Source organism: Massilia oculi (genome assembly GCF_017582745.1).
In the GTDB taxonomy this organism is placed as follows: Bacteria; Pseudomonadota; Gammaproteobacteria; order Burkholderiales; family Burkholderiaceae_D; genus Telluria; species Telluria oculi_A.
On record NZ_JAFVIM010000012.1, the window covers coordinates 1 to 20,855 of the forward strand.

A 20,855-nucleotide genomic window follows, 5' to 3' on the forward strand; every position below is an offset into this window, starting at 1 on the left:
AATGCCGCGTTGTAGTCTTTCCAGTTGGTCGTTCGGTACTTCAGCTTTACGGGAGCAATCATGCCGTCAGTTTACCCGTGCTGCGCCTCGGCCGCTGATGGGCCGATTTGTGCAACAAAGCCCCCTCAAGCAGGTAAATAGCTTTCTGCACTACAATACCGGATTCCCCAAACATTAATTATGCTGTGTCGAACCTAGTCGAAATCCGCGATCTGCATTTTGCTTACGGTGAGCGTTCCATCCTGTCGAATCTCCGTATGGACTTCCCACGTGGCAAGCTCATTGCCGTCATGGGCGGGTCGGGTTGCGGCAAGACCACGGTGCTGCGCCTGATCGGCGGCCAGATCCGTCCCCAGCGCGGCGAAGTCCGCATCGGCGGCGAAGTCGTGCACCAGCTCGATACCGAAGGCCTGTACCGCCTGCGCCGCCGCATGGGCATGCTGTTCCAGTTCGGCGCGCTGTTTACCGACCTGTCGGTATTCGACAACGTCGCCTTCCCGCTGCGCGAGCACACCGACCTGCCCGAAGAACTCATCCGCGACCTGGTCCTGATGAAGCTCAACGCCGTCGGCCTGCGCAATGCGCACCGCCTGAAGCCAGCCGAGATCTCGGGCGGCATGGCGCGCCGCGTGGCCGTGGCGCGCGCGGTGGCGCTGGACCCTGAACTGATCATGTACGACGAGCCGTTCGCCGGCCTCGATCCGATCTCGATGGGCGTGACTGCCAACCTGATCCGCAACCTGAACGACGCGCTGGGCTCGACCTCGATCCTCGTCTCGCACGACGTGCACGAATGCTTTGCGATCGCCGACTACGTGTACTTCATGTCCGCCGGCAAGATCGTGGCCGAGGGCACGCCGGACGACCTGCGCGTTTCGGAAGACCCTTACGTGAAACAATTCGTCAATGCCGCCCCGGACGGTCCGGTGCCCTTCCATTATCCCGGCAAGTCGCTGGCCGACGACCTGGGCCTGGGAGCGCGCACATGATCGCCCGCGTCCTTGGCCTGGTCGGCTGCACCGTGCGCGAAGGCTTCGCCGGCCTCGGCTTCGCCGTGCGCTCGTTCTTCAACGTATTGAAAGTGTCGCCGGGCGCGTTCCGTCGCCCCGGTCTGATTTCTGAGCAGATCCATTTTATTGGCAACTATTCGCTGGTCATCATCGCCGTGTCCGGCTTGTTCGTCGGCATGGTGCTGGGCCTGCAGGGTTATTACACGCTGAACCAGTATGGCGCCGAGCAGATGCTGGGCCAGGTGGTGGCGCTGGCGCTGGTGCGCGAACTGGGCCCGGTCGTGACCGCGCTGCTGTTCGCCGGCCGCGCCGGCACCTCGCTGACCGCCCAGATCGGCCTCATGAAGGCCGGCGAACAGCTGTCGGCCATGGAAATGATGGCCATTAATCCGGTGCAGCGCGTGCTGGCGCCGCGTTTCTGGGCCGGCGTGATCGCGATGCCGGTCCTGGCCACCGTGTTCTCGGCGGTGGGCGTGCTGGGCGGCTACATCGTCGGCGTGAAACTGATCGGCGTCGACGAAGGGTCGTTCTGGTCGCAGATGCAGGCCGGCGTCGATGTGCGAGCTGACGTACTGAACGGCGTCATCAAAAGCTTTATATTTGGCATCGCAGTGACCTTTACCGCCCTGTTCCAGGGCTACCAGGCCCAGCCGACGCCAGAAGACGTATCGCGCGCGACCACGCGCACCGTCGTGATTGCATCGCTGCTGGTCTGGGGGCTGAACTTCGTCATGACGGCCCTGATGTTCAATAAATAAGTTTAATAAACGGTTAAAACGGTTACTGTAGGGTATTTAAAATGCATCGCAAAACTATCGACGTCTGGGTCGGCCTGTTCGTTCTGCTGGGTCTGGCCGCGCTGCTGTTCCTGGCTTTCCAGGCAGGAAACATGAGGACTCTGTCGTTCGGCCAGACGTATTCGATCACGGGCCGTTTCGACAATATCGGCGGGCTCAAGCCGCAGGCGCCGGTCAAGAGCGCCGGCGTGGTGGTCGGTCGCGTGGGTGAGATCACCTTCGACGACAAGAGCTTCCAGGCATCGGTGCGCCTCGATATGGATACTGAATATAAATTCCCTAAGGACAGCTCGCTGAAGATTTTGACGGCTGGCCTGTTGGGTGAACAATACATCGGCATCGAAGCCGGTGGCGACGAGCAGAATCTGGCGGAAGGCGATCGCATCAACCGCACCCAGTCGGCGACGGTCCTGGAAGACTTGATCAATCAATTTATCTACAGCAAGGCTGCAGAAGGAAAGGAAGGTAGTGAATGAACCACGCCGTCACGCTCTCGCACTTGCGCCTCGGCGCCGCCGCCGCTGCCATCCTGGTCCTGACCGGATGCGCCACCACCGCGAATAATCCGCAGGATCCGCTGGAAGGCTATAACCGCGCCATGTTCAGCTTCAACGACGCGGTCGACCGCGCCGTCCTGAAACCGGTGGCCACCGGCTACAAGAACGTCGTGCCGGGCTTTGCCCAGACCGGCGTCGGTAATTTCTTCGGCAACCTGTCGGATGCCTGGAGCTCGGTCAACAACCTGCTGCAGGGTAAACCCGAGCAGGCCGGCACCGATTTCGGCCGCTTTGCGCTGAACTCTACCTTCGGCATCTTCGGCCTGCTCGACATTGCGTCCGAAGCGGGCATGCAGAAAAGCGACGAAGACTTCGGCCAGACCCTGGGCAAATGGGGCGTGCCAAGCGGCCCCTACTTGATTTTGCCACTGCTGGGCCCATCTACCGTGCGTGATACCGCGGCCTTGCCGGCCGACGTGGGTGGCGATATCTGGAAATACAAGCAGCCGGACAACTGGCGCAATATCGGCGCCGGCATCCGCGTGATCGATACCCGCGCCAGCCTGCTCGACGCGTCCAGCCTGCTCGAAGACGCCGCGCTCGACCGTTACGAGTTCCTGCGCGACGGCTACCTGCAGCGCCGCCAGAGCCAGGTGTATGACGGCGACGTGCCGCGCCAGAGCGTCGACGAGCAGTAACAACAAGATCAACCGTGCGTGCGGCCATCGCCGCCGCCAACCGAAAGGAAACCTATGAAGCCATTCATGCACCTGGTCGCCGCCGCCGCCACCGTGGCCTTCTCCACCGTCCTGGTCGCCGCCCCGGTGGCCGCCGCCGAGGCGCCGGACGCGCTGGTCAAGCGCATCAGCAATGAAGTGATCGACAGCGTCAAGGCCGACAAGGAGATCCAGGCCGGCAACCGCAGCAAGATCATGAGCCTGGTCAACGAAAAAATCCTGCCCTACGTCGATGCCGAGAAGATGACCCAGCAGGCGGCCGGCCGCCACTGGCGCACGGCTACCCCGGAACAGAAGCAGAAGCTGACCAAGGAGTTCCGCGACCTGCTGGTGTACACCTACGCCGGCGCGCTGTCGACCATCAAGAACGAGACCGTCGAGTTCAAGCCGATGCGCGGCTCGCCGACCGACAACGACGTCGAAGTGCGCTCGCAGGTGAACGTCACCCGCGGCGAACCGATCACCCTGAACTACCGCCTGAGCAACGACAAGGGCAGCTGGAAGATCTATGACGTGAACGTGCTGGGCGCCTGGCTGGTCCAGACCTATACCAGCACCTTCAACAGCGAGATCAGCAAGAGCGGCATCGATGGCCTGATCAAGCGCCTGGCCGACCGCAACGCCCAGCTGGCCTCGAAGCCGCTGGCCGCGCCGGCAAAGTGATTCGTCAACATGGCTGAATCCAACCCGATGCTGTCGATCGACGCCCTGACCTTCCTGACCGCCCACCAGGCGCTGGAGCAGGGCGCGGCGGCGATCCGCGCCGGCGAGACCGTGTTCGATCTCGGCGGCGTGCAGGCGGCCGACTCGTCCGGCGTGGCACTGCTGCTGGCCTGGCAGCGCCGCGCGCAGGGTGCCGGCCACCGGCTCACCTTCGTGAACGTGCCGGACAATGTGCAAAAGCTGGCGGCCCTGTACGGGGTCGACACGCTGCTGCCGCAAGCCTGAAGACCGGCGGCCGATGGCCGCCGTTTGTTTTACTGCCTCCCTCCAAACGCGCTCGAGCGTTTCTCCCCTCTGCCCGCTTGACAGAACGATTTCACCTATAATGGACCGTTTCCCCGCACGGTCCACCGTTGCGCTTTCTATTTTTGCGCAGCGCGCCATCCAACAAGCATGACAGCAATCCAGATTGACAGCGTCGAGAAGAGCTACAAGGGCTTCAAGGCCTTGAAGGGCGTCTCCTTGGACATCGAGGAAGGCGAGTTCTTTGGCCTCCTGGGCCCGAACGGCGCCGGCAAGACCACCCTGATTTCCACCATCGCGGGCCTGATCCGGCCCGATGCCGGCACGGTACGCATCCACGGCCACGACGTCGTGAGCGACTTCCGCGAAGCCAGGAAGCGCCTGGGCGTGGTGCCGCAGGAGCTGGTGTTCGATCCCTTCTTCACGGTGCGCGAAACCTTGCGCCTGCAGTCGGGCTACTTCGGCATCCGCAACAACGACGCCTGGATCGACGAGGTGATGCACAACCTGGACCTGACCGACAAGGCCGACGTGAACATGCGCGCGCTGTCTGGCGGCATGAAGCGGCGCGTGCTGGTGGCGCAAGCCCTGGTGCACCGTCCGCCCGTGATCGTGCTCGACGAGCCGACCGCTGGCGTCGACGTCGAGCTGCGCCAGACCCTGTGGAAGTTCATCGCGCGCCTGAACCGCGAGGGCGGCCACACCGTGGTCCTCACTACGCACTACCTCGAGGAAGCGCAAGCCATGTGCCAGCGTGTGGCCATGCTCCGGCGCGGCAACGTGGTGGCGCTCGACACCATGAGCGCGCTGCTGCGACGCGTGTCGGGCTCGCAGCTGGTGGTCCACTTGAAATCGGGCGACTTGCCCGAGGCGCTGCGCCCGCTGGTATCGCACGACGAACACACCAACGGCAACAAGTACACGCTGCGCGTGAACGATTACAGCGAGGTCGAGCCGATCCTGGCGCGCCTGCGCGAGAACGGCGCCGTCATCGACGAGATGCAGCTGGAGCAGGCCGATCTCGAGGACATCTTCATCCAGATCATGGAGGAAGGTAAGTAATGTTCTCGATCGGTTTCCGTACCCTGTTCTACAAGGAGTCGCTGCGCTTCTGGAAGGTCGCGACCCAGACCGTGGCCGCGCCCGTGGTCACCGCCATGCTCTACCTCCTGATCTTCGGCCATGTGCTCGACGGCCGGGTCGAGATGCTCGACGGCGTCGCCTACACCTCGTTCCTGATCCCCGGCCTGGTGATGATGAGCGTGCTGCAGAACTCCTTCGCCAACTCGTCCTCGTCGCTGATCCAGTCCAAGATCAGCGGCAACCTGGTCTTCATCCTGCTGCCGCCGCTGTCGCACGCCGAGATCCTGTCGGCCTACGTGCTGGCCTCGATGCTGCGCGGGATCGTTGTCGGCGCCGGCGTGTTCATCATCACCGCCTGGTTCGCCCACCTGGAGTTCGTGGCGCCGGTGTGGATCGTGGTGTTCGCCCTGCTGGGCGCGGCCATCCTCGGCACCATGGGCACGATCGCCGGCATCTGGGCCGAGAAGTTCGACCAGCTGGCGGCTTTCCAGAACTTCCTGATCATGCCGGCGACCTTCCTGGCCGGTGTGTTCTATTCCGTCCAAAAACTGCCGCCTTTCTGGCTCGCCGTCTCGCATTTCAACCCGTTCTTTTATATGATTGACGGGTTCCGCTATGGGTTCTTCGGCCAGTCCGACGTTTCGCCCTGGATCAGCCTGGCCGTCGTGACCGTGTTCTTCGCGGTGCTGACGGGCGTGGCGATCAATCTGCTCAAGCGCGGCTACAATCTGCGCCATTAATAGTAAAAAGTTTAACTGGAGTTATCGTGGCGACCACACCCGAACTGATCCACGGCTATATCAGCGCCGGCCTCGAATGCACCCACCTCGACGTGAAGGGCGATGGCCATCACTTCGAGGCCGTGATCGTCTCGCCAGCGTTTGCCGGCAAGCGTCCCATCCAGCGTCACCAGATCGTGTACGCCGCGCTGGGCGACCGCATGCGCGAGGAAATCCACGCGCTGTCGATGAAAACCCTGACCCCTGAAGAATTCGGAGGATAAGCATGGACAAGCTCCAGATCGTCGGCGGCAAACGCCTGGCTGGTGAGATTTCGGTATCCGGCGCCAAGAACGCGGCGCTGCCCATCCTGTGCGCCGGCCTCTTGACCGCGGGCGACCTGCAGCTGTCGAACGTGCCGCGCCTGCACGACGTGCGCACCATGCTCAAGCTCCTGGAAAAGACCGGTCTCAAGGTCGTGCAGGATGACGAGAAGGTCACGCTGAACGGCAGCGCCATCGACACCCTCGAGGCGCCGTACGAGCTGGTGAAGACCATGCGCGCCTCGATCCTGGTGCTGGGGCCCCTGCTGGCGCGCTTCGGCGAAGCCAAGGTCTCGCTGCCGGGCGGCTGCGCGATCGGCTCGCGTCCGGTCGACCAGCACATCAAGGGCCTGCGCGCGATGGGCGCCGAGATCACGATCGAGGGCGGCTACATCTACGCCAAGGCGAAAAAGCTGAAGGGCGCGCGCATCCACACCGACATGATCACCGTGACCGGCACCGAGAACCTCCTGATGGCCGCGACGCTGGCCGAAGGCGAGACCGTGCTCGAGAACGCCGCGCGCGAGCCGGAAGTGACCGACCTGGCCAACCTGCTCGTGGCCATGGGCGCGAAGATCGAGGGCATCGGCACCGACCGCCTGGTGATCCAGGGCGTGGACGAACTGCACGGCGCGACCCATGCGGTGATCTCGGACCGCATCGAGGCCGCGACCTTCCTGTGCGCGGTGGCGGCCACCGGCGGCGACATCGTGCTGACCAATACCCGCACGGACATCTTCGACGTCGCGCTCGACAAGCTGCGCGAGATCGGCCTGCAGCTGACCGTGGGCGGCGACACCATCCGCGCGAAGATGGACGGCCGGCCGCGTCCGGTCTCGTTCCGCACCACCGAATATCCGGGCTTCCCGACCGATATGCAGGCCCAGTTCATGGCCGTGAACACGATCGCCGACGGCGCATCGAAAGTCACCGAGACGATCTTCGAGAACCGCTTCATGCACGTGCAGGAGATGAACCGCCTCGGCGCGCAAATCTCGACCGAGGGCAATACCGCCTTCATCAAGGGCGTCCCGCGCCTGGTCGGCGCGCCGGTGATGGCGACCGACCTGCGCGCCTCGGCTTCCCTGGTGATCGCCGGCATGGCAGCCGAAGGCACGACGCTGATCGACCGCATCTACCACCTCGATCGCGGCTACGACCGGATGGAAGTGAAACTGTCGGCGGTCGGCGCTGACATCGTACGCATCAAGTAAGAAGACCATGACATTCAACGGCAACACCGGCGAGCCCCAGCTGATCCTGGCGCTTTCCAAGGGCCGCATCTTCGAAGACACCCTGCCGCTGCTGTCGGCGGCCGGGATCGAGGTGCTGGAAAACCCCGAGACTTCGCGTAAACTCATCCTCTCGACCAACGACCCCGGCGTGCGGGTGCTGATCGTGCGCGCCTCCGACGTGCCGACCTACGTCCAGCATGGCGCCGCCGATTTCGGCGTGGCCGGCAAGGACGTGCTGCTCGAGCATGGCGGCGAAGGCTTGTACCAGCCGATCGACCTGCGCATCGCCCAGTGCCGCATGTCGGTCGCGGTCAATGCCGGCTTCGACTACGACAAGGCCGTGCGCCAGGGCGCGCGCCTGCGGGTGGCGACCAAGTTCGTCAACACCGCGCGCGAGCACTTCGCCAGCAAGGGCGTGCACGTCGACCTGATCAAGCTGTATGGCTCGATGGAGCTGGCGCCGCTGGTCGGCCTGTCGGACGCCATCGTCGACGTGGTCTCGACCGGCGGCACCCTGCGCGCCAACAACCTGGTCGAAGTCGAAAAGATCATGGACATCTCCTCGCGCCTGGTGGTGAACCAGGCCGCGCTCAAGCTCAAGCGCGAGCGCCTGCAACCGATCCTGGAAGCGTTTGAACGCGCCTCCCAACAACAAGGCTGAAGCACAATCATGGCAGTACAGATCCGCAAGCTCGATTCCACCGCGCCCGACTTCAAGAACACCCTCGATGCCCTGCTGGCGTTCGAAGCGGAAACCGATGACGCCATCGAGACCGCGGTCGCGCATATCCTGCGCGACGTGAAGGCGCGCGGCGATGCGGCTGTGCTGGAGTACACGAACAAGTTCGACCGCATCCCGAACGGCGGCGCCAAGGCGATGGCCGAATTCGACATTGGCCAGGCCGAGCTGGATGCTGCCCTGGCCGCGCTGCCCGAAGCCCAGCGCGCCGCGCTGCAGGTCGCCGCGGATCGCGTGCGCGTGTTCCACGAACGCCAGAAGGACGCCTCGACCGGCTTCACCTTCACCGAGCCCGACGGCACGGTGCTGGGCCAGCGCGTGACGCCGCTGGACCGGGTCGGCATCTACGTCCCGGGCGGCAAGGCGGCGTATCCGTCGTCGGTGCTGATGAACGCGATCCCGGCCCACGTCGCCGGCGTGAAAGAAATCATCATGGTCGTGCCGACCCCGGACGGCGTGAAGAACCAGATGGTGCTGGCCGCCGCCGCGATCGCCGGCGTGACCCGCGTGATCACCATCGGCGGCGCGCAAGCCGTCGGCGCGCTGGCCTACGGCACCGAGACCATCCAGCCGGTCGACAAGATCGTTGGCCCCGGTAACGCCTATGTCGCCGCCGCCAAGCGCCGCGTGTTCGGCACGGTCGGCATCGACATGATCGCCGGCCCGTCCGAAATCCTGGTGCTGTGCGACGGCACCACCGACCCGGACTGGGTGGCGATGGACCTGTTCTCGCAGGCCGAGCACGACGAGCTGGCCCAGGCCATCCTGCTGTGCCCCGACGCCGACTACATCGCCAAGGTGGAAGCGAGTATCCACAAGCTGCTGCCGTCGATGCCGCGCAAGGACACGATCACCACGTCGATGACCGACCGCGGCGCCTTGATCAAGGTGCGCGACATGGACGAGGCATGCGAGATCGCATCGTCCATCGCCGCCGAGCACCTGGAAATCTCGGCCGTCGAGCCGATGCAGTGGGCCGATAAAATCCGCCACGCCGGCGCGATGTTCCTCGGCCGTTTTTCGTCCGAATCGCTGGGCGACTACTGCTGCGGCCCCAACCACGTGCTCCCGACCTCGCGCACGGCGCGCTTCTCGTCGCCGCTGGGCGTCTACGACTTCCAGAAACGCTCGTCGATCATCCAGGTCAGCGAAGCGGGCGCGCAAACGCTTGGTAAAGTGGCCGCGACTCTCGCCTACGGCGAGGGCTTGCAGGCGCACGCGCGCAGCGCCGAGCTGCGTTTGAACCCAGTGCCACCACAGCAATCATGACGTCCTGGGTCAACCAGGTATTCTGCGAGGATGCGCTGGCCGGTCTGGCGCGCATCCCGGACGGGTCCATCGACCTGATCCTGACCGACCCGCCCTACAACCTGGGCAAGGACTACGGCAACGCGTCGGACCAGCAAAGCGTCGAGGCCTATCTGGCCTGGACCGAGCAGTGGATCGACGCCGCCATCCCCAAGCTCAAGCCCAATGGCAGCCTGTACATCTTCCTCACCTGGCGCTTCGCGCCCGAGATCTTCGTGATGCTGAAAAAACGCATGACGATGATGAACGAGATCATCTGGGACCGCCGCGTGCCGTCGATGGGCGGCAGCGTGCGCAGCTTCTCGTCGGTGCACGACACCATCGGCTTCTTCGCCAGGCGCAAGGATTACTATTTCGACCTGGACGCGGTGCGCATCCCGTATGACGCCGAGACCAAGAAGGCGCGTTCGCGCTCGATCTTCGTCGGCGCCAAGTGGCTCGAAGTCGGCTACAACCCGAAGGACGTGTGGAGCGTGTCGCGCCTGCACCGCGAGCATCCGGAGCGCGCCGATCATCCGACGCAGAAGCCGCTCGAGATCATCGAGCGCATGGTCAAGGCCTCCTGTCCGCCGGGCGGCGTGGTGCTCGATCCCTTCATGGGCAGCGGCACCACGGCCATCGCCGCCAAGCGCCTGGGCCGACAGTACACCGGTTTCGAACTGAACCCCGACTACTGCGCCATCATCGCCGAGCGGCTGGCCGCGCCCGAGGTGCCGGTCGCCGGGGCAAAGGCAAAAAAACTGCGCAAGGCCGCCAAGGCCGCCAACATCACGGAAGAAACATCATGACCGACATCGCCAAACTGATCGAGAACACCATCCGCGCCGACGTGCGCGCCGTGGGCAGCTATCACGTGCCGGACTCGATCGGCTACGTCAAGCTCGACTCGATGGAAAACCCGTACCAGCTGCCCGAGGAGTTGCGCGCCGAGCTGGGCGCGCGCCTGGCCGAGGCGGCCCTGAACCGCTATCCGGTGCCGTCCTACCGCACGCTGAAGGACCGCATCTGCGGCAAGCTGGGCGTGCCGGAGGGCTACGACGTCCTGCTCGGCAACGGCTCGGACGAGCTGATCACGATCCTGGCCACAGCGATCGCGCGCCAGGAACGCGAGGCCGGCAGCCGCCGCGCCGTGGTGATGGCCCCGGTGCCCGCCTTCGTGATGTTCTCGCGCTCGGCCCAGTTCGCGGGCGCCGACTTCGTCGGCGTGCCGATCAAGTCCGATTTCTCGCTCGACCTGCCGGCCATGCTGGCCGCGATTGCCGAGCACAAGCCGTCGCTGGTATTCCTGGCCTATCCGAACAACCCGACCGGCAACCTGTACGATGCCGACGACATGGTCGCGATCATCGAGGCCGTGGGCGAGCACGGCATCGTGGTGGTCGACGAGGCCTATCAACCGTTCGCCCGGGTCAGCTTCATGGAGCGCCTGCCGCAACACCCGAACCTGGTCGTGATGCGCACGCTGTCCAAGCTGGGCCTGGCCGGCATCCGCCTCGGCTATATGTCGGCCGCGGCGCCGCTGCTGCTTGAATTCGAGAAGGTGCGCCCGCCGTACAACGTCAACGTCCTGACCCAGGTGGCGGCCGAGTTCGCGCTGGACCACCTGGACGTGCTGGACCGCCAGGCCGGCCTCCTCAACGAGGAGCGCACCCGCCTGGCCGCGCTTCTTTCGGCCCTGCCGGGCGTGGAAGTGTTCCCGTCGGCCGCCAATTTCATCTCGCTGCGCGTGCCCGATGCCGAGCGCGCCTGCGCGATTCTCCATGGCGAGAAGGTCTTGATCAAAAATTTGAGTAAAATGCATAAATTGCTGGCCAACTGCATCCGCGTCACGGTCAGCACCCCCGAAGAGAACGACCAGTTCCTGGCAGCCCTGAAGACGTCGCTGTAATCCAGCGCCCCCGACGGACACCATTTAATCCAGTCGGCCTCTCCCCTGCGAGAGACCGACCGACGACCGCCCTTAGCAATGACCCGCACCGCCGACATCACGCGCAATACCAACGAGACGCAGATCCGCGTCTCGATCAACCTCGACGGCACCGGCCGCCAGAAGCTCAATACTGGCGTCCCCTTCCTCGACCATATGCTCGACCAGATCGCGCGCCACGGCATGTTCGACCTCGAGGTCGAGGCCGTGGGCGACCTGCATATCGACGCCCACCACACGGTGGAAGACGTCGGCATCACGCTGGGCATGGCGGTGGCCAAGGCGATCGGCGACAAGAAGGGCATCGTGCGCTACGGCCACTCGTATGTGCCGCTGGACGAGGCGCTGTCGCGCGTGGTGATCGATTTCTCGGGCCGTCCCGGCCTGGAGCTGCACGTGCCGTTCACGCGCGCCATGATCGGCACCTTCGACGTCGACCTGACGGGCGAATTCTTCCGCGGCTTCGTGAACCACGCGGCCGTCACCCTGCACATCGACAACCTGCGTGGCGTAAACGCCCACCACCAGTGCGAGACCGTGTTCAAGGCCTTCGGCCGCGCGCTGCGCATGGCCACCGAGCTGGACCCGCGTGCGGCCGGCATCATCCCGTCGACCAAGGGCAGCCTGTAATCATGGCCAACAAGATCGTCGTCGTCGATGGACTCGGTAACCTGCGCTCGGTGGCGCAGGCGCTGCGCGCCGCCGCGCCCGAGGCCGACGTCCTCATTTCGAGTTCCGCCGCCGACCTGGACCGCGCCGACCGCATCGTGCTGCCGGGCCAGGGCGCCATGCGCGACTGCATGAGCAGCCTGCGCGAATCCGGCCTCGAGGATGCGCTGATGCGCGCCGCCAGGACCCGTCCGATCATGGGCGTGTGCGTGGGCGAGCAGATGCTGTTCGAGGAGAGCGAAGAGAACGAAGGCACGCCCGGCCTGGGCCTGTTGCCCGGCAAGGTGGTGCGGTTCCAGCTGGACGGCAAGCTGCAGGCTGACGGTTCGCGCTTCAAGGTCCCGCAGATGGGCTGGAACCGGGTGCGCCAGGCGCGTCCCCACCCGCTGTGGGAAGGCGTCGAGGACGGCAGCTATTTCTACTTCGTGCATAGTTACTATGCAGCGCCGGGGAACCGTGACGACGTGATCGGCGAGACCGACTACGGTGGTCCGTTCTGCTGCGCCGTCGGCCGCGATAATATCGTCGCCACCCAGTTCCACCCCGAAAAGAGCGCCGCCGCCGGGCTGCGCCTGTACCGCAATTTCATCCACTGGAATCCGTGATTCCAGGTTTTAACCCACGTCTTAACCCGTCAACCAACCGACAACGACCATGCTGCTGATCCCCGCCATCGACCTGAAAGACGGTCACTGCGTTCGCCTGAAACAAGGCGATATGGACCTCGCCACCGTGTTTTCCGAAGATCCCGCCGAAATGGCGCTGCATTGGCTCAAGAAGGGCGCGCGCCGCCTGCACCTGGTCGACCTGAACGGCGCATTCGCGGGCAAGCCGAAGAACGAGAGCGCCATCAAATCGATCCTGCAGGTGGTGCAGGAATACGCCGAAGACAACGGCCTGGACGAGATCCCGGTCCAGCTGGGCGGCGGCATCCGCGACCTCGACACCATCGAGCGCTACCTGGACGACGGCATCAGCTACATCATCGTCGGCACCGCCGCGGTCAAGAACCCGGGCTTCCTGCACGACGCCTGCGGCGCCTTCCCGGGCCACATCATCGTCGGCCTGGACGCCAAGGACGGCAAGGTCGCGACCGACGGCTGGAGCAAGATGTCGGGCCACGAAGTCATCGACCTGGCCAAGAAGTTCGAAGGCTATGGCGTCGAATCGATCATCTACACCGACATCGGCCGCGACGGCATGATGGCCGGCGTGAACATCGAGGCGACCGTCAAACTGGCGCGCGCGGTGAAGATTCCCGTGATCGCCTCGGGCGGCGTGCACGTGCTGGCCGACGTCGAAGCGCTGTGCGCGGTGCAGGACGAAGGCATCGAGGGCGTGATCTGCGGCCGTTCGATCTACGAAGGCACGCTCGACCTGGCCTCGGCCCAGGAACGCGCCGACGAACTGACGGAAGGGGCGCAGACCTGAATACGTCGTTCCCGCCTTCGCGGGAACGACGGTTTTGAGGCCAACGCAGAGAACGAATATGCTCGCTAAACGCATCATCCCCTGCCTGGACGTCACCGGCGGCCGCGTGGTCAAGGGCGTCAATTTCACCGAGCTGCGCGATGCCGGCGACCCGGTCGAGATCGCGCGCCGCTACGACGGGCAGGGCGCCGACGAGATCACCTTCCTCGATATCACCGCCTCCAGCGACGGCCGCGACCTGATCCTGCCGATCATCGAAGCGGTTGCCTCGACCGTGTTCATCCCGCTCACCGTCGGTGGCGGCGTGCGCAAGGTCGAGGACGTGCGGCGCCTGCTCAATGCGGGCGCCGACAAGGTCAGCATGAACACCTCGGCCGTCACCAATCCGCAGCTCGTTTTCGACGCCGCCCAGAAGCACGGCTCGCAGTGCATCGTGGTGGCGATCGACGCCAAGCAGACGGGTCCCGGCAAGTGGGAAGTGTTCACCCATGGCGGCCGCAACGCCACCGGCCTCGACGCGGTGGAATGGGCGCGCAAGATGGAAAGCCTCGGCGCCGGTGAGTTGCTGCTCACTTCGATGGACCGCGACGGCACCAGGATCGGCTTCGACCTGGGCCTGACCCGCGCCGTCTCGGACGCCGTGGGCATCCCCGTGATCGCCTCGGGCGGCGTCGGCGGCCTGAAGGACCTGGCCGACGGCGTGCTCGAAGGCCATGCCGACGCGGTGCTGGCCGCCAGCATCTTCCACTACGGGCAGCACACGGTCGGCGAGGCCAAGCGCTTCATGGCCGAACGCGGCATCCCGATGCGCCTCGATTAAGGACGCCACATGCCGAACAATGCCAAGTGGCTCAACAAGGTGCGCTGGGACGAGCACGGCCTGGTGCCGGTGATCGCCCAGGAAGCGGCGACCGGCGACATCCTGATGTTCGCCTGGATGAACCGCGAAGCGCTCACGCGCACCGTCGAGACGGGCGAAGCCGTGTACTGGAGCCGCTCGCGCAAGAAGCTGTGGCACAAGGGCGAAGAGTCCGGTCACATCCAGAAGGTGAGTGAGATCCGCCTCGATTGCGACGAAGACGTGGTCCTGCTCAAGATCGAGCAGGTGGGCTCAATCGCCTGCCATACCGGCCGCCATTCCTGCTTCTTCCAGAAGTACGACAACGGCGACTGGCACAGCGTCGAACCGGTGCTGCAAGACCCCGACACCATTTATTCCCCGGACAAGAAGAAGACCCCATGAGCGTTACCCTGGCCCGCGTCGCGGCCGTGATCGAATCGCGCAAGCCCGAACACGGCGGCGACCCCGCGACCTCCTACGTCGCCAAGCTGTTCGCCAAGGGCGACGACGCCATCCTCAAGAAGATCGGCGAGGAAGCCACCGAGCTGGTGATGGCGGCCAAGGATGCGCGCGTCGCGAACGACCCGTCCAAGGTGCTGTACGAATGCGCCGACCTGTGGTTCCATTCGCTGGTGCTGCTGGCCAGGTTCGACCTCACGCCCCAACAGGTGCTGGACGAGCTGGCGCGGCGTGAAGGCGTGTCCGGACTTGTTGAAAAAGCTGCACGCAAGGAATAAATAATTCCTGAAGCGTTGCAAGTGAGCACCTGCTCACTGTGCGTGGCCGTGCTTCCGGTGTCATAATCGACGACTGGGCGTCATACCGCTGTCACGGGGCGCTGATACGATGCCTCGGCTTCACGGGCCTGTAAGTCCTTGAAATGTTGTAATAATCTGGAGACAAGATGGATAACTGCATTTTTTGCAAGATCGTCGCCAAGCAGATCCCGGCCGCCGTCGTCTATGAAGACGAGGACGTGCTGGCATTCAAGGACATCAACCCGGCGGCGCCGGTGCACTTGCTGGTGATTCCGAAGCAGCACGTGTCCACCTTGTCCGACTGCACCGAGGAACACACGGCGGTGCTGGGCAAGATGCTGGCGCTGGCGCCGAAGCTTGCAAAAGAGAATGGTATTGACGTCAAGACCGGCGCCGACGGCAAGCCGAACGGCGGCTTCAAGACGCTGATCAATAGCGGTCCGGATGGCGGGCAGGAGGTGTATCACCTGCACCTGCATATGTACGGCGGTCCGCGTCCGTGGCGCGGACTGGGCTTATAAGCCAGGACTAAGTTTCAATGGGGGCAGAGTGCCCCCGCATCGCATATACTGTGGTAGATGCTTTCCCGATTTTTCAGGCGCATGCGCCTTGCTAGGAGAATAACATGGGTGGTTTGAGTATTTGGCACTGGGTCATCGTGCTGGTGGTCGTGATGCTGATCTTCGGCACCAAGAAGATCAGCAATATGGGTTCCGACCTGGGCAAGGCCGTCAAGGGCTTCAAGGACGGCGTGAAGGGCGACGAGGAAAAGGCTGCCGAAGCCAACCCGGCCCAGCCGACGCAGCAGGTGGCCGACAAGTCGACCATCGACGTGGAAGCCCGCGACAAGACCCGCCTGTAAGCCGCGAGTTCCATGATCGATCTTGGACTGTCGAAAATCGCGATCATCGGCGTGGTCGCCCTGATCGTGATCGGCCCTGAAAAGCTGCCCAAGGTGGCGCGCATGGCCGGGACGCTGTACGGCCGCGCCCAGCGCTACCTGCACGACGTGAAGTCCGAGGTCAGCCGCGAGATCGAGCTCGACGAGCTGCGCAACCTGCACAAGGAAGTGCAGGAGAAGGCGCAATCGTTCAAGAGCGAGGTCGAATCGGCCACCAGCGATTTCGAGTCGTCCGTCACCAGCCACGTCGACGAGGTCGAGGCAATGTGGGATGGCCGCGCGGCGCACGACAGCAGCGCGACCACGGTCACGCCCACCGTGGCCGACATCGACCGCAAGGCCAAGGACTTCCGCCGCAAGAAGCTGGTGCGCACCTCGAGCGTGCCGGCCTGGTACAAGAACCGCCATGGCACCAAGCGCCATGTGATGTCGGGCGCCGCCCGGGTGCGCAAGTTCCGCCCCGGCAGCGCCAGCAAATCCAATTCTTCCTTCTTCTAAATGACTGAGCAAGCCGCCGGCGAAGACACTTTCATCTCGCACCTGGTCGAGCTGCGTGACCGCCTGGTCAAGGCATCGATCGGGATCGCGATCGTGTGCGCCGCACTGATGGCGTGGCCGGGGCCGTCGCATATCTACGACCTGATCGCCGCGCCGATGATCGCCTCGATGCCGCCCGGCTCGACCATGATCGCCACCGGCGTCATCTCGCCCTTCCTGGTGCCGATGAAGGTCACCCTGCTGCTGTCCTTCATCCTGGCGCTGCCCTGGGTGTTCTACCAGGCCTGGGCCTTCATCGCGCCCGGCCTGTACGCCCACGAAAAGCGTCTGGTGCTGCCGCTGGTGATCTCATCCTCGATCCTGTTCATCGCCGGCGTGGCGTTCTGCTACTTCTTCGTGTTCGGCCGCGTGTTCCACTTCATCGGCGAATTCGCGCCGACCTCGATCGCGGTCATGCCCGATATCGAGAATTACCTCGATTTCGTGATGTCGATGTGCCTGGCCTTCGGCGCCTCGTTCGAGGTGCCGGTGGTGGTCGTGATCCTGGTGCGCATGGGCATCGTCAGCCTCGAGAAGCTGCGCTCGGTCCGTTCCTACGTGATCGTCGGCGCCTTCGTGATCGCCGCCATCGTCACCCCGCCGGACGTGGTCAGCCAGCTGGCCCTGGCCATTCCGATGTGCCTGCTCTACGAGCTGGGCCTGCTGGTGGCGCCGATGTTCCAGCGCGCGACTACCGCGCCGGAAGAAACCGCATAAATGTAGCGCGGACGGCGCCGGGCACCCGCTCCGGCGCTACGGACAATTCCCCACGATGTAATAGCCCTGCGCCGTCTGCGCCAGCGTGCTGGTGAAGAAGACGTTGTACAGGCCCATGTTCTGGTTCGAGCCGTTGGCCAGCGCATAGCCTCCGCTCGCGTGGGCGCGGCCGGCCTGGACGTGGGCGTAGTTGCTGGCGGTCGAGGTAATACACGTAAAGACCGGCGGCGGCGTGCCGGTGCCCACCTGGAAGGCGGGGAGGGCGCAGGCATTCGACGTTTGTCCGTTATTGCCGATGGCCGTCACGCTGCCGCTGTAGCTGCCATCCGCCCGGCCTGCATAGGCCTTGCTGAACGCCGCGCCGCTGCCGGCCGCGGCGTCGTCGACCGGCGACGGGCCAGTGAGCAGCACCCGGTAGCCGGCGATCGAGCCTTCGGCGAAACTGGCGGCGCCGTTCACCGTGACCGTCGACCCCGACACGCTGGCGCTGCATGACGTCATGACGGGCGCCGGCGCCTGCGACACGCGCAGGTTCTTGTTGAACCAGAAATCCATGATGAAGGCCGGGTAGTTCACGCGGGTCGCATTCACGTAGTTGGCGTTCTGGCCTCCCGTGCCGGCCGGCCAGGCGTGGCCGAGGCCCGTCACCGTGATCTGCGAGGTGCGCACCTTGCCGTTGGCGTCCGTGTATTCCACATTGCTGCCGCTGCCCGGCACGGTCACCGCCGCGCCCTGCGTCCAGGCGCCGCCATACACCTGGCGCATGGCGGCGGCGTCCAATGGGCCATAGGCTTGCGCCACCGTGTAGTCGCCCGTTCCCCAGATCACACCCGTGACCTGGGTCGCGAAATGGTCAAGCGCGCTGCCCGCCATCGCGCGGCAGACATTGGCCGCGGTGGTCGCCGTATAGCCGGAAGGGACGATCGAGATCTGGCCGGTGGTCACGCCCGGCGGCGGGGCGGCGGAGAGGCCCAGGCCGGCGAAGACCTCGGGCGCGGTGCAGCCCAGCACCATGGCCTTGCCGCCGCCCGAGGACAGGCCGGCCACGTACACCTGTTTCGGATCGATCGCATACTGCGGGTTGGAGAGGAAGCGGTTGACCAGGTCGAGCAGCACCGCGGTATGGCCATAGGAGCGGCTGCGGTTGGTGGCGGCCCAGTCCCAGCAGTGGGTGCCGTAGACGTTGCCGGTGGCGTTCGGCGCCAGGATCACCGCGCCGTACTGGTCGGCCACTGCCTTCCAGTTGTAGCCGGCGTCGCCGCTGCCGTTGATCACGTCGCCGCCCGCGGTCTGGGCGCAGCCGTGCAGCACCAGCACCAGCGCGCGCTTGTTGTCCAGGATCGGTGGCGTGGCCGGCCAGTAATAGTAGCCGCTCAGGGCGCCGCCGTGGGTGGTGTCGTTGGCCCAGACCTGGTTGGCGCTCCAGGCGCCGGGGCCGGCCTGGACCGGGGTCTGTGCGAGGGCAGGGATGAATGGCGCGCACAGCGCCAGGCAGATCGCGGCCTGCGCCGCTCGTCGATGGAAGGGCTGCATGCGATGTCTCCGAATATGGTTGTCGTGGGCTTGCCGGGAGGCCTGCCAGATTCATCATAGTTCGGGAGACGGGGCGCACAAGCGGGCGCGCGAGCACGCCGCTTGTGCGTTTTTGCACGGCCCTCATCGGCAATGAGGGCCATGCAGAGAGGGTTATTGCATCAGTTCCGAGATCATCTTGACCGGCGCATTGCCGTAGCTGAGGAACTGGTCGTGGAATTCCTTCAGCTTGAAGCGCTCGCCCAGTTGCTGCTTGCGGCGCTCGCGCAGTTCCATGATCTGGTGGTAGCCGCTGAAGTAACTGGTCAGCTGCACCGAGGTCAGGGTCACGCGGCGCCATTTTTCGTCGGCTTCCTGGCGCGTCTGGAAGGCCTGGCGGGTGAGCAGGTCGATCGCCGCCTCCTGCCCCATGCCGTTCACGTGCACGCTGTAGTCGAGGATGGTGTTGGTCACGCTGCGCAGGTTCCATTTCGAGTACATCAGCCACATCTCGGGCGCGTTGTCGCCATAGCCCGATTCGAGCATCATGCGCTCGCCATACACGGCCCAGCCTTCGACCATGGCGCCATTGCCGAACAGCGACTTGATCAGGGAAGGCGAGCGGTTGGCGTGCACCAGCTGCGCGTAGTGGCCGGGGATCGCCTCGTGGATGTTCAGGATCTGCAGGATCCACTCGTTGTACTCGCGCAGGCTGCTCTCGGCCTGTTCCGGCGTGAGATTGTCCATCGGCGTGACGTTGTAATAGGTCTTGTCCTTGGAGCGGTAAGGGCCCGGCGCGTCGATGCTGGCGCCGGCCACGCCGCGCTGGTACATCGGCGTTTCGCGCACCTCGAGCGGCTTGCTCGGGTCCAGCGTCAGCAGGTCGTGCTTGATCACCCAGTCCTGCAGCAGCGGGATCTGGCGCCGGATCTCGGCGAAGAAGTTCTCGCGCGCGACGTGGCGGGCCGAGAGTTTGTCGATCATCATGCCGATCTTCTGGAAGCGGTCCTGCGGCTTGTTTACGCCCGCCATATAGCGCGGCCACAGCTCGTCCGAGATGCGGTCCATGTTCGACAGCAGTTCCTCGCGCGTGACCAGGGCCTTGCGGAAGGTCTCTTCGGCGCTGGAAGACGACTGGATGTCGAGCGCGAACTTCTGCTCGTACAGCGCCTTGCCGGCGCGGAAGGGACGCGCCTGGCCGCTGGCCGCCTGGCGCTTCTCGACACCGTTCAAAAAGTCGACATAGCCCAGCACCGCGGTGCCGGCGTTGGCGATGCGCTGGGCGAAGATCGCCTTCTCCTGCGGCGTCAGGATCGATTCCTCGGCCGCCTTGCCCAGGTCGGCCAGCACGGCCATCGTGCCCGGCGCCTGGCCGATCGCGAGCTGGGTGTGTTCACGGGTTGGATTGGTGATCGAGGCTTGCGCCGCCGCGTAATAGGCCGGCACCTCGGCCAGGCGCTTGAGGATGGTGCGCAGGCGCTGCGGCTTGGCCGCGTAGTCGGTGTTCAGGATCAGGTCGAGCGGCGCGGCGACGTTGTACTGCGACGGGTTCCACTCGTATTCGCGCCAGGTATTCAAGCGCCAGCGGTCCTTCTCGAGCTTGTTGACCAGGAGGGCCAGGTCGGTGCGGTAGCGCGGCGACAGCTGCCTGGGATCGAGCTTGCCGAATTTTTCCAGCCACTCGTTGGCGAAGGCCAGCTGCTTGGCGCGCGTGTCGGCGTTCGGGATGGTGAGATTCGCGGCATTGTCGAACTTGCCGACGTAGATGCCGCCCTCGGGATCCATGCGCCACAGGGCGGTCAGGTATTGCATGCTCAGGGTCGACATGCGGCGGTCGAGGCGCATCTCGGCGGCATTGGCGCCGACCGCGCCCGCAGCGGCGGCGCCGGCGCCGACGGCGGCCGCGCCCACCAGGGCTTTCTTGCCCTTGCTGGAGGTCTTCTTCTTGACGACTTTCGAGGATTTCGCCTTGCCCTTGGCTGGCTTGGAAGTGGCGGCGACGGCCGGCGTCAGTGCGAAACACGCCAGCAAGGCCGCCAGCGCGATTTTCGTTTTCATCATCGTATTCAGCCCTGTAACTAAGGAGATGTCTTGGCTCGCGGCAGGCGCGAAGGCGTGCAGATTAGCATTAATTGCATCATTTGCGGG

26 protein-coding genes are annotated in these 20,855 nt (G+C 64.7%); 24 read left to right on the plus strand and 2 right to left on the minus strand.

The annotated features are described in order from the left end of the window. Nucleotides 1-185: 185 nt before the first annotated feature. The 24 genes from J3U95_RS14940 (at nucleotide 186) to tatC (ending at nucleotide 17,195) form a co-directional block, all read left to right on the plus strand. A complete protein-coding gene (locus tag J3U95_RS14940; protein WP_208279356.1) occupies nucleotides 186-989 on the plus strand; it encodes an ABC transporter ATP-binding protein in 804 nt (267 codons plus the stop codon). Beyond that, nucleotides 986-1,768 (plus strand): lipid asymmetry maintenance ABC transporter permease subunit MlaE, encoded by a 783-nt coding sequence (gene mlaE / locus J3U95_RS14945; protein ID WP_109345832.1) that lies wholly within the window; start codon nucleotides 986-988, stop codon nucleotides 1,766-1,768. The genes J3U95_RS14940 and mlaE overlap by 4 nt, the downstream gene beginning before the upstream one ends. A gap of 41 nt (nucleotides 1,769-1,809) precedes the next feature. Continuing rightward, nucleotides 1,810-2,283 (plus strand): outer membrane lipid asymmetry maintenance protein MlaD, encoded by a 474-nt coding sequence (mlaD, locus tag J3U95_RS14950; RefSeq protein WP_208279357.1) that lies wholly within the window; start codon nucleotides 1,810-1,812, stop codon nucleotides 2,281-2,283. After that, nucleotides 2,280-3,002, plus strand: a complete 723-nt coding sequence (locus tag J3U95_RS14955) for an MlaA family lipoprotein (protein ID WP_208279358.1) — start codon at nucleotides 2,280-2,282, stop codon at nucleotides 3,000-3,002. The genes mlaD and J3U95_RS14955 overlap by 4 nt, the downstream gene beginning before the upstream one ends. 54 nt (nucleotides 3,003-3,056) lie before the next feature. Continuing rightward, nucleotides 3,057-3,704 (plus strand): MlaC/ttg2D family ABC transporter substrate-binding protein, encoded by a 648-nt coding sequence (locus J3U95_RS14960; RefSeq protein WP_208279359.1) that lies wholly within the window; start codon nucleotides 3,057-3,059, stop codon nucleotides 3,702-3,704. Nucleotides 3,705-3,713: 9 nt separating this feature from the next. Beyond that, on the plus strand, nucleotides 3,714-3,989 hold the full coding sequence (locus tag J3U95_RS14965) for an STAS domain-containing protein (protein WP_208279360.1): 276 nt from the start codon (nucleotides 3,714-3,716) through the stop codon (nucleotides 3,987-3,989). Nucleotides 3,990-4,157: 168 nt separating this feature from the next. After that, nucleotides 4,158-5,069: an ABC transporter ATP-binding protein gene (locus J3U95_RS14970; protein ID WP_208279361.1), complete on the plus strand. Its 912-nt coding sequence runs from the start codon at nucleotides 4,158-4,160 to the stop codon at nucleotides 5,067-5,069. After that, nucleotides 5,069-5,830 carry an ABC transporter permease gene (locus J3U95_RS14975; RefSeq protein WP_208279362.1) on the plus strand — a complete coding sequence of 254 codons (762 nt, stop codon included), beginning with the start codon at nucleotides 5,069-5,071 and terminating at the stop codon, nucleotides 5,828-5,830. The genes J3U95_RS14970 and J3U95_RS14975 overlap by 1 nt, the downstream gene beginning before the upstream one ends. A gap of 26 nt (nucleotides 5,831-5,856) precedes the next feature. Next, nucleotides 5,857-6,093 (plus strand): BolA family protein, encoded by a 237-nt coding sequence (locus J3U95_RS14980; protein ID WP_005664385.1) that lies wholly within the window; start codon nucleotides 5,857-5,859, stop codon nucleotides 6,091-6,093. 2 nt (nucleotides 6,094-6,095) lie between these two features. Then, nucleotides 6,096-7,346, plus strand: coding sequence for a UDP-N-acetylglucosamine 1-carboxyvinyltransferase (murA, locus tag J3U95_RS14985; protein WP_208279363.1), 1,251 nt, complete (start codon nucleotides 6,096-6,098; stop codon nucleotides 7,344-7,346). A gap of 7 nt (nucleotides 7,347-7,353) precedes the next feature. After that, nucleotides 7,354-8,028, plus strand: a complete 675-nt coding sequence (hisG, locus tag J3U95_RS14990; protein ID WP_208279364.1) for an ATP phosphoribosyltransferase — start codon at nucleotides 7,354-7,356, stop codon at nucleotides 8,026-8,028. 9 nt (nucleotides 8,029-8,037) lie between these two features. Continuing rightward, entirely contained in the window at nucleotides 8,038-9,375 is a 1,338-nt protein-coding gene (gene hisD / locus J3U95_RS14995; protein ID WP_208279365.1) for a histidinol dehydrogenase, read from the plus strand. Further along, complete coding sequence (locus J3U95_RS15000; RefSeq protein WP_208279366.1) at nucleotides 9,372-10,202, plus strand: DNA-methyltransferase; 831 nt, start codon at nucleotides 9,372-9,374, stop codon at nucleotides 10,200-10,202. Before hisD ends, J3U95_RS15000 begins: the two co-directional genes overlap by 4 nt. Continuing rightward, nucleotides 10,199-11,302, plus strand: a complete 1,104-nt coding sequence (gene hisC, locus J3U95_RS15005) for a histidinol-phosphate transaminase (RefSeq protein WP_208279367.1) — start codon at nucleotides 10,199-10,201, stop codon at nucleotides 11,300-11,302. The genes J3U95_RS15000 and hisC overlap by 4 nt, the downstream gene beginning before the upstream one ends. Nucleotides 11,303-11,380: 78 nt before the next feature. Next, on the plus strand, nucleotides 11,381-11,971 hold the full coding sequence (hisB, locus tag J3U95_RS15010; protein WP_208279368.1) for an imidazoleglycerol-phosphate dehydratase HisB: 591 nt from the start codon (nucleotides 11,381-11,383) through the stop codon (nucleotides 11,969-11,971). Nucleotides 11,972-11,973: 2 nt separating this feature from the next. Beyond that, the gene (hisH, locus tag J3U95_RS15015) at nucleotides 11,974-12,615 is read left to right on the plus strand and encodes an imidazole glycerol phosphate synthase subunit HisH (RefSeq protein WP_208279369.1); all 642 of its coding nucleotides are present in this window, start codon (nucleotides 11,974-11,976) and stop codon (nucleotides 12,613-12,615) included. 49 nt (nucleotides 12,616-12,664) lie between these two features. Then, nucleotides 12,665-13,441 (plus strand): 1-(5-phosphoribosyl)-5-[(5-phosphoribosylamino)methylideneamino]imidazole-4-carboxamide isomerase, encoded by a 777-nt coding sequence (hisA, locus tag J3U95_RS15020; protein ID WP_208279370.1) that lies wholly within the window; start codon nucleotides 12,665-12,667, stop codon nucleotides 13,439-13,441. Nucleotides 13,442-13,499: 58 nt separating this feature from the next. Beyond that, nucleotides 13,500-14,261 carry an imidazole glycerol phosphate synthase subunit HisF gene (gene hisF, locus J3U95_RS15025; protein ID WP_208279371.1) on the plus strand — a complete coding sequence of 254 codons (762 nt, stop codon included), beginning with the start codon at nucleotides 13,500-13,502 and terminating at the stop codon, nucleotides 14,259-14,261. A gap of 9 nt (nucleotides 14,262-14,270) precedes the next feature. Then, nucleotides 14,271-14,684, plus strand: coding sequence for a phosphoribosyl-AMP cyclohydrolase (gene hisI / locus J3U95_RS15030; protein ID WP_208279372.1), 414 nt, complete (start codon nucleotides 14,271-14,273; stop codon nucleotides 14,682-14,684). Continuing rightward, nucleotides 14,681-15,019 carry a phosphoribosyl-ATP diphosphatase gene (locus J3U95_RS15035; protein WP_208279373.1) on the plus strand — a complete coding sequence of 113 codons (339 nt, stop codon included), beginning with the start codon at nucleotides 14,681-14,683 and terminating at the stop codon, nucleotides 15,017-15,019. The genes hisI and J3U95_RS15035 overlap by 4 nt, the downstream gene beginning before the upstream one ends. 167 nt (nucleotides 15,020-15,186) lie before the next feature. After that, the gene (locus J3U95_RS15040) at nucleotides 15,187-15,561 is read left to right on the plus strand and encodes a histidine triad nucleotide-binding protein (protein ID WP_208279374.1); all 375 of its coding nucleotides are present in this window, start codon (nucleotides 15,187-15,189) and stop codon (nucleotides 15,559-15,561) included. 104 nt (nucleotides 15,562-15,665) lie between these two features. Further along, nucleotides 15,666-15,902 carry a Sec-independent protein translocase subunit TatA gene (gene tatA, locus J3U95_RS15045; protein WP_005664406.1) on the plus strand — a complete coding sequence of 79 codons (237 nt, stop codon included), beginning with the start codon at nucleotides 15,666-15,668 and terminating at the stop codon, nucleotides 15,900-15,902. Between the two features lie 12 nt (nucleotides 15,903-15,914). Beyond that, nucleotides 15,915-16,439 carry a Sec-independent protein translocase protein TatB gene (gene tatB / locus J3U95_RS15050; protein ID WP_208279375.1) on the plus strand — a complete coding sequence of 175 codons (525 nt, stop codon included), beginning with the start codon at nucleotides 15,915-15,917 and terminating at the stop codon, nucleotides 16,437-16,439. Next, nucleotides 16,440-17,195 carry a twin-arginine translocase subunit TatC gene (tatC, locus tag J3U95_RS15055; protein WP_208279376.1) on the plus strand — a complete coding sequence of 252 codons (756 nt, stop codon included), beginning with the start codon at nucleotides 16,440-16,442 and terminating at the stop codon, nucleotides 17,193-17,195. A 36-nt stretch (nucleotides 17,196-17,231) separates the two neighbouring features. Here tatC and J3U95_RS15060 read toward each other — a convergent pair whose 3' ends face one another. Beyond that, nucleotides 17,232-18,743 (minus strand): extracellular catalytic domain type 1 short-chain-length polyhydroxyalkanoate depolymerase, encoded by a 1,512-nt coding sequence (locus J3U95_RS15060; protein ID WP_370662077.1) that lies wholly within the window; start codon nucleotides 18,741-18,743, stop codon nucleotides 17,232-17,234. A gap of 138 nt (nucleotides 18,744-18,881) precedes the next feature. Further along, nucleotides 18,882-20,768: a DUF885 domain-containing protein gene (locus tag J3U95_RS15065; RefSeq protein WP_208279378.1), complete on the minus strand. Its 1,887-nt coding sequence runs from the start codon at nucleotides 20,766-20,768 to the stop codon at nucleotides 18,882-18,884. Between the last annotated feature and the right edge of the window lie 87 nt (nucleotides 20,769-20,855).